Here is a 15506-nt window from a genome sequence, read left to right as displayed (position 1 = left end):
CGCAGTTCTTGTTGGCGCTGCGCAGTGGCCGGCGCTTGTTGCTGATGTACAAGTGGGACGTGGACAAAGCCTTCGATCTGATCCGCGACGAGCGTTGCACCCAGTTCAATGGCGCGCCGGTGATGATGCAGCAGTTGCTCGGCTCGCCGCGCTTTGACAGCCGTGACAGCGACAGCTTGTACGGCCTTGGCCTGGGCGGTGCGGCGGCGTCCGGCCGGCTGCTGTCGCACATCACCAAGCGCAAGCCCCTGGCCATCAGCGGCAGTGGCTACGGCCTGACCGAAAGCAATGGCATCTGCGCGGCGGTGGGCGGCGATCAGTTCGTCTACAAACCTGACTCGGTCGGCTGGCCGCTGCCGATCGTCGATGTGTGCATCGGCCCCCACCCGACGTCGCCGCTGCCGCCGGGCCAGACGGGGCTGATCTGGTTGCGCTCGCCGACCTTGATGACGGCCTACTGGCAGTTGCCGCAGACCAGCGCCGAGACGCTGCAGGACGGCTGGCTGGACACCGGCGATATTGGCCATCTGGACGAGGAGGGCTTCCTGTTCATCACCGACCGGGCCAAGGACATGATCAACCGCGCCGGCGAGATGATTTCTGCCAGTGAAGTGGAGTCCTGTATCTGCGAGATGCCTGGGGTGCTTGAAGCGGCCGCCTTTGCGGTAGCCGACGAGGCCTTGGGTGAGCGCCTGGCGCTGGTCGTGCGCAGCGAGCTGCAGCCACCGCCCTCCAGCGAGCAGGTGTGTGCTTTCATCGGCCAGCGCCTGGCAGCCTACAAAGTCCCGGCAGAGGTCCATACGGCATACACCCCGTTGCCGCGTAATGCGTCGGGCAAACTGGTCAAGGCGCAGGTCAGGCAATTAGTGGTCGGCGCGTGACTGTGTAGTCTTTCCGGACGATGTTCTCCCCAGCAGATCAGGAACAATGGAGTACCCCAGTAGTCCTGGTCTGCGAAGGAGCCACCCGATGAAAATAACAAAAGGCGTGATGTTCGTAGCTTCATTGGCCGTCAATGTCGGCCTGCAAGGCAACGCACTTGCGCAAGTTTCGCCCGAAGAAGCGGCGAAGCTCGGCAAGGAACTCACCTGTGTCGGTGCAGAAAAAGCCGGCAACGCCGAAGGTACCATCCCGCCCTACACCGGTAAGTACCTGGGAGAAGTGCCGGGCTGGAACCATGTGAAATTCTCCGGTGATCAACCGGTGGACCCCTACGCGAACGAGCAGCCGATCCTGGTGATCACGGCGCAGAACATGAGCCAGTACGAAAGCCACCTGACCGAAGGGCAGAAGGCATTGCTCAAGCGTTACCCGACGACCTACAAGATGAACATCTACCCAGGCCATCGCGACTTCCGCTACCCGGACTACGTCTGCGAGCGGGTCAAGTACAACGCCTTGAATGCCAAGCTGGTCGACGACGGCATGGGCATCGAAGGCCTCGGCCAGGTGCCGTTCCCGATCCCCAGGAACGGTCTGGAGCTGCTGTGGAATCACCAACTTCCGGCGCGTGCCTATACCGAAGAAAAGATCAGCGACCTGGCGTCGGTACTGCCCAACGGCAGCATCGGCTGGGGGCGTGCCCATGCGCGAAACATGTCGCAGGCCAACTCACCGACGGTCGAGCCCAAGACCGAGGACTCGGTCCAGGCGATGAGCTGGAACACCACCTTGAAGCCTGCCCGGGACAATGGTGTGGTAAGCATCTCGCATGAGCCCTACAACTTCCTCGCCAACCCGCGCCAGGCCTGGAGCTACAGCCCTTCGACGCGGCGCGTGCGGCAGTTGCCCGGGTACGGTTACGACCAACCGATGATCGGTACCAACGGCACCATGACCGTGGATGAAGACCGCCTGTACAACGGCTCGCCCGAACGCTACAACTGGAAGCTGATCGGCAAGCGCGAGATCTACGTACCCGCCAACGCGTACAAGCCCAACGCCGGCGATGTGAAATACGCAAGCTTGCTGACCCCTAACCACCCCAACCCGGACTACATGCGCTATGAGTTGCGTCGGGTGTGGGTGCTGGAGGCAACCTTGAAAGAAGGCTATCGCCATGTGTATGGCAAGCGCGTGCTGTTCATCGACGAGGACACCTGGAACTCGGTGCTTTCGGACAACTACGACAGCCGTGGCGCATTGTGGAAGCATGCGATGGTCAACTACTACTACCACCCGGACATGAGCGCCTGGCAAGCGGGTTCGCAGTTCTTCATGGACCTGAACTCGGGCCAGTACACCGGCTACGGCATGACCAACGAAGCGAAGAAGGGACCGGTCCTCAACGAAGCCAAGTTCACCCCCGACATGTACACCGCTGATGCGGCGCGGGCGATGGGGCGTTAACGAGGCCTGTATTGGTTACATCGGGGCCGCTTTGCGGCCCTTTCGCGTCCTGCACCTCAAGCTCAATCATCAAGGTTTGATCGACATGCAAAAACGTGATGATGGCTCAACCGCAGTACGTGTAACCCGAGCCTCCAAATTCCACATGCTCTGCGACGCCAACGGGACACCGTTGCGCTTCCTACTCTCTGGCGGTCAAGCCAGACATCAATTACGCCCAGCCGCTGCTGGACGAAGTCAGCATCCCGTCAACCCAACGTGGCCGCCCGCGCAAACGCTGTAAATGGCTGTCTTGGGTTTGGAGGTGGGGCGGAAACCGAGCGCCGCCCGCGCGGCGCTCGATCTGATAGGCGCCGAAAATGCCAAGCCAGGCACCTGGTGGCCCCGAATACAAGCTCCAGGCATTCACAACCCCCCTGAAAAAGCCGAGGACACCCTGGCCTCCATCGCCCGTGCGGCACGGGCCTCGGGCATGTAATTTTCATTGGCACTTCTGAAACACCACACTAACGAGATCAAGCTTCGCGCCCCGCCCGGTGACCCGCCGCAATCGCCCCTTCGATATAACCCAAGTTCTGACAGTCACCAATACTGACGACCTTGAAACCGGCACGGCCCAGGGCATCGCTCAAGGTGGTATCCGGCATTGCACCGCTCGCCAGTACCACTGAATCGCCGCGCACCTCGCCCGCTTCACCCTCGGCCGTTTGATAGCGCACGCGGTTGCCTTCAATCGCCGTGACGGTAATCCCCGCCAACAGTTGCCCGCCATGTTCACGAATGCCATGCAGTACCCGCCAACGGCGCACGATGGCCAGTTCCCGGCCGAGGTGGCTCGAACTTTCCAGCACGCACACCTGGCGCCCACGCTCGATGAGGAACTCCGCCAGCTCCAGCCCCACCAGCCCACCGCCGATGATAGTCACGCGCTTGCCCAGGGGCATCCAGACATGCGAAAGCTTTTGCATGGCTTCGGTGCTGTCGGTAACGCCGATCAGGCTGCCGGCCTTCATCATGGCGCGCTGGGCCAGCGACAGTTTGCGTTTGGCGATGGCCTCGGCGCGATCTCCGGTCATCAAGCGGCGCAGCTCATCGCCACTCCACACATGGTCCTGGTCGGCGCCGGGTATGTCAGGGGCTGCGCGCTGGGCGCCGGTGGCGACGATCACCTGGTCGACCGCAAGTTCACGCAGCAGCGCTGCATCCACCGCGGTGCCAAGGCGCACCTCGATGGGCAGTTGGCGGACCTGGTGCTGCAGGTTGTCGAGCAGGCGGCCGTTTTCCGGGTAGGCGAGGGCGGCAAAGAACAAGGTACCGCCGAGGCGCTCGCCACGTTCCAGCAAGGTCACTCGGTGCCCGCGCAAGGCGGCGACACGTGCGGCTTCCAGTCCGGCCGGGCCGGCGCCGACCACCGCCACGTGCTGCGCCGTGGTGGCTGGGCTGATCACCCGCTCGGCCTCGTGACCGGTTTGCGGGTTGACCGCGCACTTCACACGTTCATTGATGAAGATCTGGCTGACACACACATAGCAATAGATGCACGGGCGGACAGCCTGCAGCTGGCCAGCGGCGAGCTTGTTGGGCAACTCGGGGTCGGCCAGCAGCTTGCGGCCCATGGCGATGTAGTCGCATTGGCCGGTGGCAATGGCCTGTTCGCCGACCTCCGGCTCGATGCGCCCCACCGCGATCACCGGCACATTCACACACTGCTTGATGGCTGCTGTCCACTCCAGAAACCCCGCGGGTTTCTGCACCAGCGGCGCTTGCGTGAAGGCGACGCCACTGGTGGTGGCGGCATACGCCGACACGCTGATGGCGTCCGCCCCCGCGGCCTCGGCCAGCTTCGCCACCGCCTGCGCGTCAGCCAAGGTGATACCGCCAGGGGTGTGCATTTCTTCGGCATCCAGGCGCAGCCACACACCAAAGCCGGGCCCGACTCGGGCGCGCACGGCGGCCAGCACTTGCAGCAGCAAGCGTGCGCGGTTTTCCAACACACCGCCGTACTGGTCTTCGCGGCGGTTGTAATACGGCGACAGGAACCCGGCGAGGATGTAGTTGTGCGCGGCATGCAGCTCGACGCCATCGAAACCCGCCCGCTGTGCCCGCTCGGCTGCGGCGGCGAACCATTCGACCATCTGCGCGATGTCGTCCTGGTCCATCACGCGCATTTCGATACCGCCCTTGCGCCCGCGCACGGCGCTGACAAACGAGGCCAGCTCTTCCGGGGTCAGGGCCTGCATCATGTCGGAGCTGCTGGCAGGGGGCAGCGAAGGCACCCACAACGGCCGGCCTGCAGCCATGTCGCGTATGGCGTTCTTGCCCGCGTGCTGCAGTTGCATGGCAATTTTTGCGCCGTGCTTGTGCACGCGTTCGGCCAGGCGCTCAAGGCCTGGGATGAACGCATCGGAAGAGACGCCGACCTGGTACGGTTCGGCAGTGCCGGCCGGAAACGCGATGGCACACACGCCCATGATGAGCAAGCCCGCGCCACCGGCGGCGCGGGCTTCATAGTAGGCCTGGATGCGTTCGCCGCAGTGGCCGTCGGCCTCGGCATAGTTGGAGCCCATGGGCGCCATGATCAGGCGGTTACGCAACTGCAACGGGCCTATGCGCCCAGGTGCAAGCAAGTGGGACAAGTTTGTCATTGTTATTCAGCCCTTGGAGGTAACGAGCGTGTGCGGCAGCGACCAGGCTGTCGCTGCCGCACAGGGCTCATGCGTGGCGAAGGAAGTCCAGGCACTCGCGGTTGAACAACTCACGGTGTTCGACCTGAACCCAGTGGCCGCATCGGTTGAGCACAATAAAGCGGGCGTTGGGGGCGTTGTCGAGCACTTTCATGGCACCGCCCACCGGGTTGAAGTTGTCGTTGGTGCCCCAGAAACCGAGGATCGGCACCTGCAACTCTTCAAGGCGCTCGGTCATGTTCGGCACCATCATGGTCGAGAACAGGCAGCGCGGCTGATGCGCCGCTACCGCCACACGCTCGGCTAGCAGGCTGTCGGGCAGCTGTGAGGCATCGAACAGTTGCAGGCTCATGATCTGGCGCATTTTGTCGATGTCCAGCGGGCCTGCATTGAACAGCTCGACCATGCGCTGGATGCCGATCTTCTTGAAGTAGGTTTCACGCTCTTCGACACCGCCCGGTGCCATCAGGATCAGCTTGTCGAGCAGCGCGGGCTCGGCCAGGCCCAGGCCGATGGCAATGGCGCCGCCCAGGGAATTGCCGAGCAGGGTGCAGCGCTGGATGTCGAGGGCCTTGAGCAGGCCGGACACCGCACTGACAAAGAAGTCCAGGTCGTACTGGATGTTATCGGGTTTGTCCGAGCGCCCGAAGCCTGGCAGGTCGATGACCAGGTTGCGAAAGCCGGCGGCCACGAAGTCGGGGTAGTTGCCTTTGAAGTTGCTGTAGCCACTGGCGCCTGGCCCACTGCCGTGCAACCACAGCACCACGGGGCCACTGCCTTCGTCGAGGTAGTGCAGGCGCAGGCCGTTGTCCAGGGTGACGAAGTGGCCTACGGGCAGCGGTAGGTCTTGTTCTGACATCTTCTGTTCTCCATTCATCAGGCGGTTACTGCGGTTTCAGGGGCGGCGGGCTGGGCTGCCGATTGCACCATGCGAGCGCGGTAGCGCGGCAGGGCCATGCCCAGGAATACGGTGGAAAGCATCAGCATCGATATCGACGTCGCCAGCGCATAGCGCAAGGCTTCAGTGCCCAGGGCCGGGGCGAACCAGTCGCTGAGCACGCCGATCAGCAGCGGGCCGACGCCAACCCCGAGCAAGGTCATGGCCATGACGAATATCGACGTGGCCTGGGCCAGGCGCGCTGCCGGGAACAGGTGGGTGACCGCGCCCAGGCACGGGGTTGCCCACCAGGTGCCGAAGAAGGCAAAGCCTGCATAGAACAGGAACGCAGTAGGGACCGGCGTGTTGCCCAGGTGAAACAGAATGCCGGTAGGCCAAAGGAAATACGCCAGGCCGAACGGGATGCTGACCAGGGTGGCCAGCAACGGCACACCGATTTGCCAGCCCGCGTCGCGGCGGGCCATGCGGTCAGAGATGATGCCGCAGGCCAAGGTGCCGAAGGTGGCACCTGTGCCGCCCACCACGCCGACCAGGAACCCGGCATCCTGCAAGTTCAAACCGTGGGAGCGGATCAGAAAGCTGGGGCTCCAGGTACCGATCGCGTAACCGGCAATCGCGCTGGAAGCACCGGTCAGCAGCAGCCAGACAAACGAGGGGGTTTCCATCAGTTTGGCCACGGTGGTGGCCCAGCCTTCCTGAATCACTTCGACCTTCAGTTGCGCCTGGCTCGCGATTTTTGGCGCGCGCACCGTCAGCCACAGCAGCAGCCCGAGCAGAATGCCCGGTACGCCGATGATCAGAAACGCCGAACGCCAGCCGTAGTGCTGGGCGATCCAGCCGCCGAAACCCAGGCCGAAGATTGCCCCGAAACTGGAGCCGAGCATCAGGATGGACAGCGCGGTAGAGCGGTTTTTCGCCGGGTACAACTGCGAGATCATCGCCACCGAAGGTGCAGTGCCCCCCGCTTCGCCCACCGCTACGCCGATGCGCGCCAGTACCAGCAGCCAGAAACTGGTGGCCAGGCCGCAGGCCATGGTCATCACGCTCCAGGCGATGCAACAGGCGGCAATCACCGGTTTTGGCCCGATGCGGTCGGACAGCCGCCCCAGCGGGAACCCGAACAGGGTGTAGAACACCGCGAAGGTCACGCCCGAGAGCAGGCCGATGCCGGTATCGGAGATGCCGAATTCGGCCTTGACCGGTTCGATCAGGATCGCCATCAGCTGCCGGTCGATGTAGTTGAAGATGTAAATCACGGCCAGCACGAACAGTGCGTAGTGGCTGCGCCAGGTGACGCGGATCGATGAGTTCACAACGGATGCTCCCGGTCTTGTTCTAGTGAGCAGGAGCCTCGCACTTATTGCAGCCGCCTGCATCGTCCGTTCAGACCAGCCGCGTGCCCTGCGCTGGGCAAACGACGCTGCGTAGTCTTATCGGACGATGTTGGGGTGTTGGCCAGCGTTGATGATTTGTCCCGTGCTCGACCGCCCGGCCTACCGTGCCGGCGATCGAGGTAGCCAAGGCATGCGGGAGATCAACGATGAAGTTAGCGAACAAAGTGGCCCTGATCACCGGTGCCGGGCAAGGCATGGGCCGGGCGATCGCCCAGCGCTTTGCCCAGGCCGGCGCTTGGGTGGTGGCGGCCGACATCAACCTGCAGGCTGTCCGGCAAACGGTCGAAGGCCTGGGCGAGAACGCCCTGGCATTGGCCTGCAATGTCGCCGACAGCGCCTCGGTGGTGGCTGCCATGGCGGCAATCGAAGCGCGCTTCGGGCGGCTGGACATTCTGGTCAACAACGCCGGTGTGGGCTCGGTCGACACCCTGGTCGACACCCCGGATGAGCATTGGCAGCGGGTCATCGGCGTCAATCTCACGGGCACCTTCTTGTGCAGCCGCGAAGGCGTGCGCCTGATGCACAAGCACGCCACCCAGGGCGCGCTGATCAATATTTCCAGTACGGCGGCCATGACCGGTGAAGGCCCGGGCCATTACTGCGCGGCCAAAGCCGGTGTGATGGGGCTGACCCGCAGCATGGCGCGGGAGCTGGCGGCCAGTGGCATTCGCGTCAACACCTTGGTCCCTGGGCCTACCAACACGCCAATGATGGCCGACATCCCCGAGCAGTGGCTGCAGGACATGCTCAAGGCCATCCCCCTCGGACGCATGGGCGAGACCGATGAAATTGCCCGGGCGGCGGTGTTTCTGGCCAGCGCGGACGCCAGCTTCATTACCGGTCAGAACCTCGCCGTCAACGGCGGCATGGCCTTCATTTGAACCGGGAGCAGAGCATGAGCAGACGACTGCAAGGCAAGGTGGCATTCATTACCGGCGCGGGTTCAGGGATCGGTGCTGCCACCGCCACGCGCATGGCTGAGGAAGGCGCCAAGGTAGTGCTGTGCGGGCGCACCCTGGCGCCCCTGGAAGCGGTGGCCAGTGCCATTCGCGAGGCCGGCGGCCAGGCCGAATCGGCTGTGGCCGACGTCAGCGATGAACAGGCCTTTGTCGGCGCCATCGAGGCCGCTGCCAAGCGCCATGGGCGCCTGGACATTCTGGTCAACAATGCCATGGCCTACACCTGGGGCCCGATCGAGGCCACCACCCGCGCTGACTGGCACGCCAACTTCAGCACCACGGTCGACGGCACGTTCTGGGGCACGCGCACGGCAATGGCGCTGATGAAGGCTCACAGCGGCGGGGCGATCGTCAATATCGCGTCGATCTGTGGCCTGTTCGGCACCCCCGGCATGGCCGGTTACTCCGCCGCCAAGGCCGCCGTGATCAACTTCAGCCGCGCGGCCGCCAGTGAGGGCGCCAGCCACGGTGTGCGGTGCAACGTGGTGGTGCCAGGGGTGATCGACACCCCGGCGACGGCGGGCATGCTGGCGGATGCACGCGCACGCGCCAACACCGAGAAGCTGATCCCCCTGCGTCGGGTGGGCCTGCCCCTCGAGGTGGCCAACGCGATCGTCTTTCTGGTCAGTGACGAAGCGTCCTATATCACCGGCGCCTGCCTGCCGGTGGATGGCGGACGCAGCTCGGAACTCTACACGGTGCTGGAGTGATGAGTATGGAGCCGAACCTGTTGTTGGCGCGCATCGAGCGCCTCGAGTCGATCGAAGAGATCCGCCAGCTGGCCGCCAAGTACTCGCTGTCGCTGGACATGCGCGACCTCGACGCACACGTCAACCTGTTTGCCGAAGACATCCGCGTGGGCCGCGAAAAGGTCGGGCGTGCGCACCTCAAGGCCTGGGTCGACGCCACCCTGCGTGACCAGTTCAGCGGCACCTCGCACCACCTGGGCCAGCACCTGATCGAGCTGCTCGACGCCGACCACGCGGTGGGCGTGGTGTATTCCAAGAACGAGCACGAGACCGGCCCGGAGTGGGTCACCATGCAGATGCTCTATTGGGATGACTACGAGCGCATCGAGGGCCGCTGGTACTTCCGCCGCCGCCTGCCGTGCTACTGGTACGCCAGCGACCTGAACAAACCGCCGATCGGCGAGCGCAAGATGCGCTGGCCAGGGCGTGAGCCCTATGCCGGCACCTTCCATGACCTGTTCCCGTCCTGGGCCGAGTTCTGGGCGCATCGCCCCGACAAGGTACAGCTGCCGGACGTGGCCGCTGCGGCCCCGCTGGAACACTTTCTGGCCACCCTGCGACGCGGCGCCTCGGCGCCGAAAATTCGCGTGCGCTGAGGACCTCCGATGAGTCTTTTATTCGAACCGGTGCGCCTCGGTGAGCTGGCGCTGGCCAACCGTATCGTCATGGCCCCGATGACCCGCAGCCGTGCCACCGACCAGGCGGTACCCACGGCCGAAATGGTCGACTACTACCGCCAGCGTGCCAGTGCCGGGTTGATCATTGCCGAAGGCACCGCGCCGTCTGCCGATGGCCTGGGTTATTGCCGCACACCGGCGATCTACAACAGCGCGCAGATTGCCGGCTGGCGCAAGGTGACCAGCGCCGTGCGCGAGGCGGGCGGGCAGATGGTGTTGCAGTTGATGCATGTAGGCCGCGCGGCCAGCTGGCTGAACAAACCGGACGGGGCGCGCACCCTGGCGCCATCGGCGATACGCGCACGGACCCAGCTGTTCAGCGACAGTGCCGGCCTGGTTGACACCGATGAGCCGCAGGCCATGACCCTGGAAGACATCGCCCAGGTGATCGAGCACTACCGCCGTGCGGCGCTGGATGCCCGTGAAGCGGGGTTCGAAGGGGTCGAACTGCATTGTACCAGCGGCTACCTGCCCATGCAGTTCATGGCCTCGGGCAGCAATCAACGCACCGACGGCTATGGCGGCTCGGTCGAAAACCGCATGCGCTTCCCGGTCGAGCTGCTCAAGGCCATGAGCGCGGCCATCGGTGCCGGGCGTGTGGGTGTGCGCCTGTGCCCGGGCAACCCCTACAACGACATCAGCGATGCCGACCCGGCCGCTACCGCTGCCGCCTTGTGCCGGGCCGTCGACCCTTTGCGGCTGGCCTACCTGCACATCATGCGCTCGCCCCTGGCCGAGCTGGACGCCTTCGCCCTGGCGCGGCGCCACAGCCGCAGCGGGCTGATTCTCAATGATGGTTTCGACGGCCCCTCGGCGGCGGCTGCCTTGGAGGCAGGGCAGGGCGTGGCGGTGTCGTTTGCCCGGCACTTCATCGGCAACCCAGACCTGGTGGCACGCCTGCGCGCAGGCCTGCCGCTGGCGGGCTTCGACCGCAAGACACTTTATACGAAAGGCGCGCGAGGCTATTCGGACTATCCGAATCACGCCTGAGCACCTGCATGAACAGCCGGTATTTCGGAGGTAGGGATGAACAATTTCAATAACGCCAGCCTACGGTCCAGTGTCGAGTTCGGCCCCGTGCCGCGCGAGCAGACGCAGGCCATCCTTGATCGCCGGGCCGAGGCCAGCGCACGGATCAAACCGGCCGACCGCTACACCTTGGCCGACCGGGTGGAGGAGCAGGCGCTGCGTCATGCGGACCGGCCCTTCATTATCTATGGCGAACAGCGCCTGAGTTACGCCCAGGTCAACGCCGAGGCCGACCGTATGGCCCATGTGTTCCACGCCCGCGGCCTGCGCCCTGGTGATGTGTGTGCGTTGGCCATGGAGAACCGCCCGGCGTTTTTCTGCTGCTGGTTCGCCCTGGCCAAGCTGGGGGTGGTGGTGGGGTTCGTCAATACCCAGGTCAGCGGCCCGCCGCTGGTGCACGCGCTGCAAGCCATTGCGGCCAAGGCGGCGATCGTCGGCGAGGAGGTGCTCGGCAACTTTGTCGCCACCGAAGGCTTGCCGACGCTTCCCCTGTGGTTGGCAGCAGACAGCGAACGGCCCTGGGCCGGGGCATTGCCGGGCAACCTCGATACGGGCTTGGGCCAGGCCTTGGCCAACGCTCCGGCCACGCCGTTCCCGCGTGACCTGCGCGCCAACCTGCCGGCAGAAACGCCCAGCTTGCTGATCTTCACCTCGGGCACTACCGGCTTGCCGAAGGCGGCGCGTTACAGCCACATGCGCTGGATGTCGACGGGCGACATCATGGAAATCACCCTGCAAACCACGGCGCACGACGTGTTCTATTGCTGCCTGCCGCTGTACCACGGTGCGGCCGCCACCTCGGTGACCTCCACGGCGCTGAAGACGGGCGCGGCAATCGTTGTGCGGCGCAGGTTCAGCGTGCGCGAGTTCTGGAAGGACGTGCGCGAGCACCAGATCAGCGTGTTCCAGTACATCGGTGAAATCTGCCGCTACCTGCTCAACCAGCCTGAGGTGGTGGGCGACCGCGAGCATGGCCTGCGCTGCATGCTGGGGGCAGGGCTTTCACGCGACACCTGGCAACACTGGGTGCAGCGCTTTGGTGATATCCAGGTGTTCGAGGGCTGGGGCTCGACCGAGTCCAATGCCAACCTGGTCAACGTCGACAACTACCTGGGTGCCTGTGGCCGGGTACCGTTCTGGGACAAGAGCAACCTGCGCCTGGTGCGCTATGACGTGGAAACCGACAGCCACCCACGGGACGAACAGGGTTTCTACCAGCTGTGCGAGGTGGGCGAAGTCGGCGAGGCCCTGGGCTTCATCATCGACCACCCGGAAATCGGTGGCGGTCGTTTCGAGGGCTATACCTCGGCCGAGGCGACGGCCAGCAAGATCCGTCGCAACGTGTTCGCCGAGGGTGATGCCTACTGGAGCTCGGGGGACCTGCTGCGCTATGACGAAGACGGCTACTTTTATTTCGTCGACCGTGTGGGCGACACCTTCCGCTGGAAGAGCGAGAACGTCTCGACCCAGGAGGTCGCTGCCGCTCTGGGCGATTTCCCCGGCCTTGAACTGATCAATATCTATGGTGTGCGCGTGCCTGGCCAAGAGGGGCGGGCGGGCATGGCCGCCGTACTGATGCAGCCTGGGCAGAGCTTTGACCCGGCCGCGTTCTATGCCTTGACCGAACAGCGCCTGCCGCGCTATGCCGCGCCGGTGTTCGTGCGGGTGTCGGCCGCCGCCGACCTGACCAGCACCTTCAAGTTGCGCAAGGTCGACTTGCAGCGCCAGGGCTATGCGCCCTCGGCGTTCAGCGACCCGTTGTTTATCCGCGACGACAGCAGCCGCAGCTACGTGCCCTACAGCAGCGATGTACTGGCCAGCCTCGGCCTGGCTGCCTTCGCCGGTGATGCCCGTGAGTAGCCTCGACGCGCACGGCCACGAATGGCGTGCAGGGCTGCGCTTTCCGTGGCCCACGCCGCCCGCCAACGGTGAAGTGCAAGCCGTCGCGGAAGGCATGCTATGGCTGCGCATGCCACTGCCGTTCGGGCTCGACCACATCAACCTGTACCTGCTCAAGCATGCACAAGGCTGGGTCGCGGTGGATACCGGGCTGAACAACAGGCAAACCCGCGACGCCTGGGAGCGGGTGTTCGAGCAGGTGCTGGGCGGGCTGCCATTGCTGGCGGTGATCTGCACGCACTTTCACTCCGACCATGTCGGTGTGCTCGGTTGGCTGACCGAACGCTTTCGCTGCCCGGTGTTCATGAGCGCCAGTGAGTACCAGGCCATGCACCAGCTCGGTGCCAACAACGACCCCAGCAGCAGTTGGGCCTTTCGTGAGCATTACCGCAGGGCGGGCTTGAGCACCGAGCAGACCGAAGCGCTGTTCCCGTTGCTGAACTCGGCGCATTTTCGCCCGCAAGTGCCCACCAGTTTTCACCGCTTGAGCGAAGGCAGCGAACTGAACATTGGCGGGCGCCGCTGGCAGGTGCGCATTGGCCGTGGCCATTCGCCAGAGCATGCCTGCCTGTACTGCGCCGAAGACCAGTTGCTGATTGCCGGGGACCAGGTGCTGCCGCGTATCACGTCGAGTGTCTGCGTGCAGGTGACCGAACCGGACGCCAACCCGCTGCGCGAATGGCTCGACTCCATCGAAGGGTTGCGCGGCGTACCGGATGACGTGCTGGTACTGCCGGCGCACGAGCGGCCCTTCTTCAATCTGCACCTGCGCCTTGACCAATTGCGTGACCACCACCTGGTGCATCTGCAGCAACTGCTGGACGCCTGCACGGCGCCGCGCAGCGCAGCGCAGCTGATGGCGGTGCTGTTCCCCAAGGTGAACGGGCAATTCGATGAACTGATGGCCCTGGGCGAGACCCTGGCGCACCTCAATTACCTGATTGCCCAGGGGCAATTGGGGCGTGAAGAAATCGACGGGGTGTTCCGTTACGGGCGCACACCGGTGGGTGCCGTTGCTCGGCCTGTGCTGGGGCAGCTCTGAGCAGCGGGTGAACGAGACGTGGTGTTGTTGCACTCAAGCGCGGCCAATGGGCCGTAAAACGGGAGAGGCATGGTGACGAATAAAAACAACAAGAAAGGTGCTGGCCCACGCGTTCCGGGCGTCGCGTTGTCGGGGCTGGTGGTGGCCATGGGGCTGGTGGCGACGCCAACCTGGGCGGGCGAAACCATCGAGTTCGACAACGGTGCGACGCTGGACTGGACCGTGACCACCAGCTATGGCCTGGGGGTGCGTCTGGCCAGCCCGGACAAGGACCTGTTGACGCTGAACGCCGACGACGGCGACCGCAACTTCGACAAGGGCAGCCTGGTCACCAACCGCATTGGCGCCCTGGCCGAGATGATCCTGCGCAAGGACAACTACGGTGCGGTGCTGCGCGCCAGTACCTTCTATGACGATGTGTACCACCGCAGCAACGACAACGATTCGCCGGGCACGGTGAACAAGGACGGTGACTTCAACGAGTTCACCAGCGACACCAAGTATTACAGCGGCGGGCGTAGCAAATTCCTCGATGCGTATGTGTTCGGTGGCTGGCGTTTCGCCAATGACTCGATGCTCGATGTGAAGGCGGGCCGGCATGTCGAGTCCTGGGGCGAAAGCTTGTTCTACCCAGGGGTGAGCGGTGTGCAGAGCCCGTCCGATGCGGTCAAGGCGGCGCAACCGGGCGTCGAAGTCAAGGAAGTGCTGTTGCCGGTCGGGCAGGTCTCGGCCTCTTATCGCCTCAACCCGCAACTGAGCTTTGGTGCCTATGTGCAGTACGAGTGGCTGGGCACAGAGCTGCCACCGGTGGGTAGCTACCTGTCCACCAGCGATGTGGTCGGGCCGGGGCGCGAGTTTATCCTGGGGGCCGATGGCTCGCGGATCAACTACCGGGGTACCGATGAGCCGCGTGACAGCGGGCAGTGGGGCGTGCAGGTGCGGTTTCGCCCCGTGCAGGCATTGGAGCTGTCGCTGTTCCATGTCAACTACCACGACAAGAACCCAGCGACTGCCTTGGTGGGCTATCGCGTCAACCCGGCCGGGCCTGGCGTGTTCTTCGGTAGCCCGGACGGGTATCGGATCACCTATTTCGAGGACATCAAGCTGACCGGTGTCAGTGCGTCGACCAAGATCGGCGAGACCCAGGTGGGGGCCGAGTGGTCGTACCGCGACGGTGCGCCGGTGATGGTCAACACTGGGCTGGGGCCTACCCCGGCACGTGGCAAGGGCCAGCAGATGCAGCTTTCGGCCATCCGCATCCTCGGCGACCGGCCGTGGGCCAGCCAGACGTCGCTCACTGCCGAGATCGTCCATGTACGGGTCGACAGCGTCGATGAGGCGTCTGCGGCGCCGAACCTGCTGGGCTTGGGCAACAGCTTGATCCCCTCCATGCGCCCGTTGGTGCAGCCGTCGGACGACTACACCTACAAGACTGCATCGGGCTGGCGTAGCAAGACGGCCAGCGCTTATACCGTGGGTGCATCGTTCAGTTACCCGGGCGTGTTCGAAGGGTGGGACCTGGAGGTGCCGGTGAACTTCTCCAACGTGTTCAGTGGCGCCACGCCGATGGCAGGCACCATTTCTGGGCTGCAGGGGGATCGTCGGTTGAGTGTGGGGACGACCTTCAAGTACCTGGGCAACCTGGAAGTCGCGCTGCGTGTGACCAGCTACCTGGGGGATGCCGACCCGGTCAAGCGCTTACTGGCGGACCGTGATTATGGGTCGTTTTCGGTGAAGTACAGCTTCTGAGGTGCTTGGCTTTGGGGGGGCGGCGCTCGATCTCACAGGCGCTGAAAATGCATTGCGAACCCCTGTTAGCCCCCCCC

At 64.3% G+C, this 15506-nt stretch carries 12 protein-coding genes and 1 pseudogene; 10 read left to right on the top strand and 3 right to left on the bottom strand.

Annotated features, from left to right (window positions below; genetic code table 11):
* From NP534_RS07175 to NP534_RS07165, 3 genes and pseudogenes are all read left to right on the top strand, one after another.
* The coding region (locus tag NP534_RS07175; RefSeq protein ID WP_274098279.1) for a class I adenylate-forming enzyme family protein at positions 1 to 881 on the top strand (881 nt) is incomplete at its 5' end.
* A gap of 88 nt (positions 882 to 969) precedes the next feature.
* Positions 970 to 2349 (top strand): DUF1329 domain-containing protein, encoded by a 1380-nt coding sequence (locus tag NP534_RS07170; protein WP_274098278.1) that lies wholly within the window; start codon positions 970 to 972, stop codon positions 2347 to 2349.
* 49 nt (positions 2350 to 2398) lie between these two features.
* Positions 2399 to 2639 (top strand): annotated as a pseudogene (locus NP534_RS07165) (IS5/IS1182 family transposase); the annotation flags it as partial.
* A 225-nt stretch (positions 2640 to 2864) separates the two neighbouring features.
* Here NP534_RS07165 and NP534_RS07160 read toward each other — a convergent pair.
* The 3 genes from NP534_RS07160 to NP534_RS07150 form a co-directional block, all read right to left on the bottom strand.
* Positions 2865 to 4994 (bottom strand): oxidoreductase, encoded by a 2130-nt coding sequence (locus NP534_RS07160; protein ID WP_274098277.1) that lies wholly within the window; start codon positions 4992 to 4994, stop codon positions 2865 to 2867.
* 67 nt (positions 4995 to 5061) lie between these two features.
* A complete protein-coding gene (locus NP534_RS07155) occupies positions 5062 to 5892 on the bottom strand; it encodes an alpha/beta fold hydrolase (RefSeq protein WP_274098276.1) in 831 nt (276 codons plus the stop codon).
* Positions 5893 to 5909: 17 nt separating this feature from the next.
* Positions 5910 to 7244 (bottom strand): spinster family MFS transporter, encoded by a 1335-nt coding sequence (locus tag NP534_RS07150; RefSeq protein WP_186664340.1) that lies wholly within the window; start codon positions 7242 to 7244, stop codon positions 5910 to 5912.
* A gap of 227 nt (positions 7245 to 7471) precedes the next feature.
* Between NP534_RS07150 and NP534_RS07145 the strand changes: the two genes are divergently transcribed.
* The 7 genes from NP534_RS07145 to NP534_RS07115 all read left to right on the top strand — a co-directional run bounded on the left by NP534_RS07145 (position 7472) and on the right by NP534_RS07115 (position 15429).
* The gene (locus tag NP534_RS07145; RefSeq protein WP_274098275.1) at positions 7472 to 8206 is read left to right on the top strand and encodes an SDR family NAD(P)-dependent oxidoreductase; all 735 of its coding nucleotides are present in this window, start codon (positions 7472 to 7474) and stop codon (positions 8204 to 8206) included.
* 14 nt (positions 8207 to 8220) lie between these two features.
* Positions 8221 to 8994, top strand: coding sequence for an SDR family NAD(P)-dependent oxidoreductase (locus NP534_RS07140; protein ID WP_274098274.1), 774 nt, complete (start codon positions 8221 to 8223; stop codon positions 8992 to 8994).
* Positions 8995 to 8999: 5 nt separating this feature from the next.
* Positions 9000 to 9629: a nuclear transport factor 2 family protein gene (locus tag NP534_RS07135; protein ID WP_274098280.1), complete on the top strand. Its 630-nt coding sequence runs from the start codon at positions 9000 to 9002 to the stop codon at positions 9627 to 9629.
* Between the two features lie 9 nt (positions 9630 to 9638).
* A complete protein-coding gene (locus tag NP534_RS07130) occupies positions 9639 to 10700 on the top strand; it encodes an alkene reductase (protein WP_274098273.1) in 1062 nt (353 codons plus the stop codon).
* Positions 10701 to 10736: 36 nt separating this feature from the next.
* Positions 10737 to 12599 (top strand): long-chain-acyl-CoA synthetase, encoded by a 1863-nt coding sequence (locus tag NP534_RS07125; RefSeq protein ID WP_274098272.1) that lies wholly within the window; start codon positions 10737 to 10739, stop codon positions 12597 to 12599.
* The gene (locus tag NP534_RS07120) at positions 12592 to 13680 is read left to right on the top strand and encodes an MBL fold metallo-hydrolase (RefSeq protein WP_274098271.1); all 1089 of its coding nucleotides are present in this window, start codon (positions 12592 to 12594) and stop codon (positions 13678 to 13680) included. The genes NP534_RS07125 and NP534_RS07120 overlap by 8 nt, the downstream gene beginning before the upstream one ends.
* A gap of 72 nt (positions 13681 to 13752) precedes the next feature.
* Positions 13753 to 15429, top strand: a complete 1677-nt coding sequence (locus NP534_RS07115) for a DUF1302 domain-containing protein (protein WP_434519709.1) — start codon at positions 13753 to 13755, stop codon at positions 15427 to 15429.
* Positions 15430 to 15506: the final 77 nt, after the last annotated feature.

Source organism: Pseudomonas sp. 39004 (assembly GCF_028682155.1).
Taxonomy (GTDB): Bacteria; Pseudomonadota; Gammaproteobacteria; order Pseudomonadales; family Pseudomonadaceae; genus Aquipseudomonas; species Aquipseudomonas capeferrum.
This window is presented reverse-complemented; position numbering and strand designations above follow the sequence as displayed.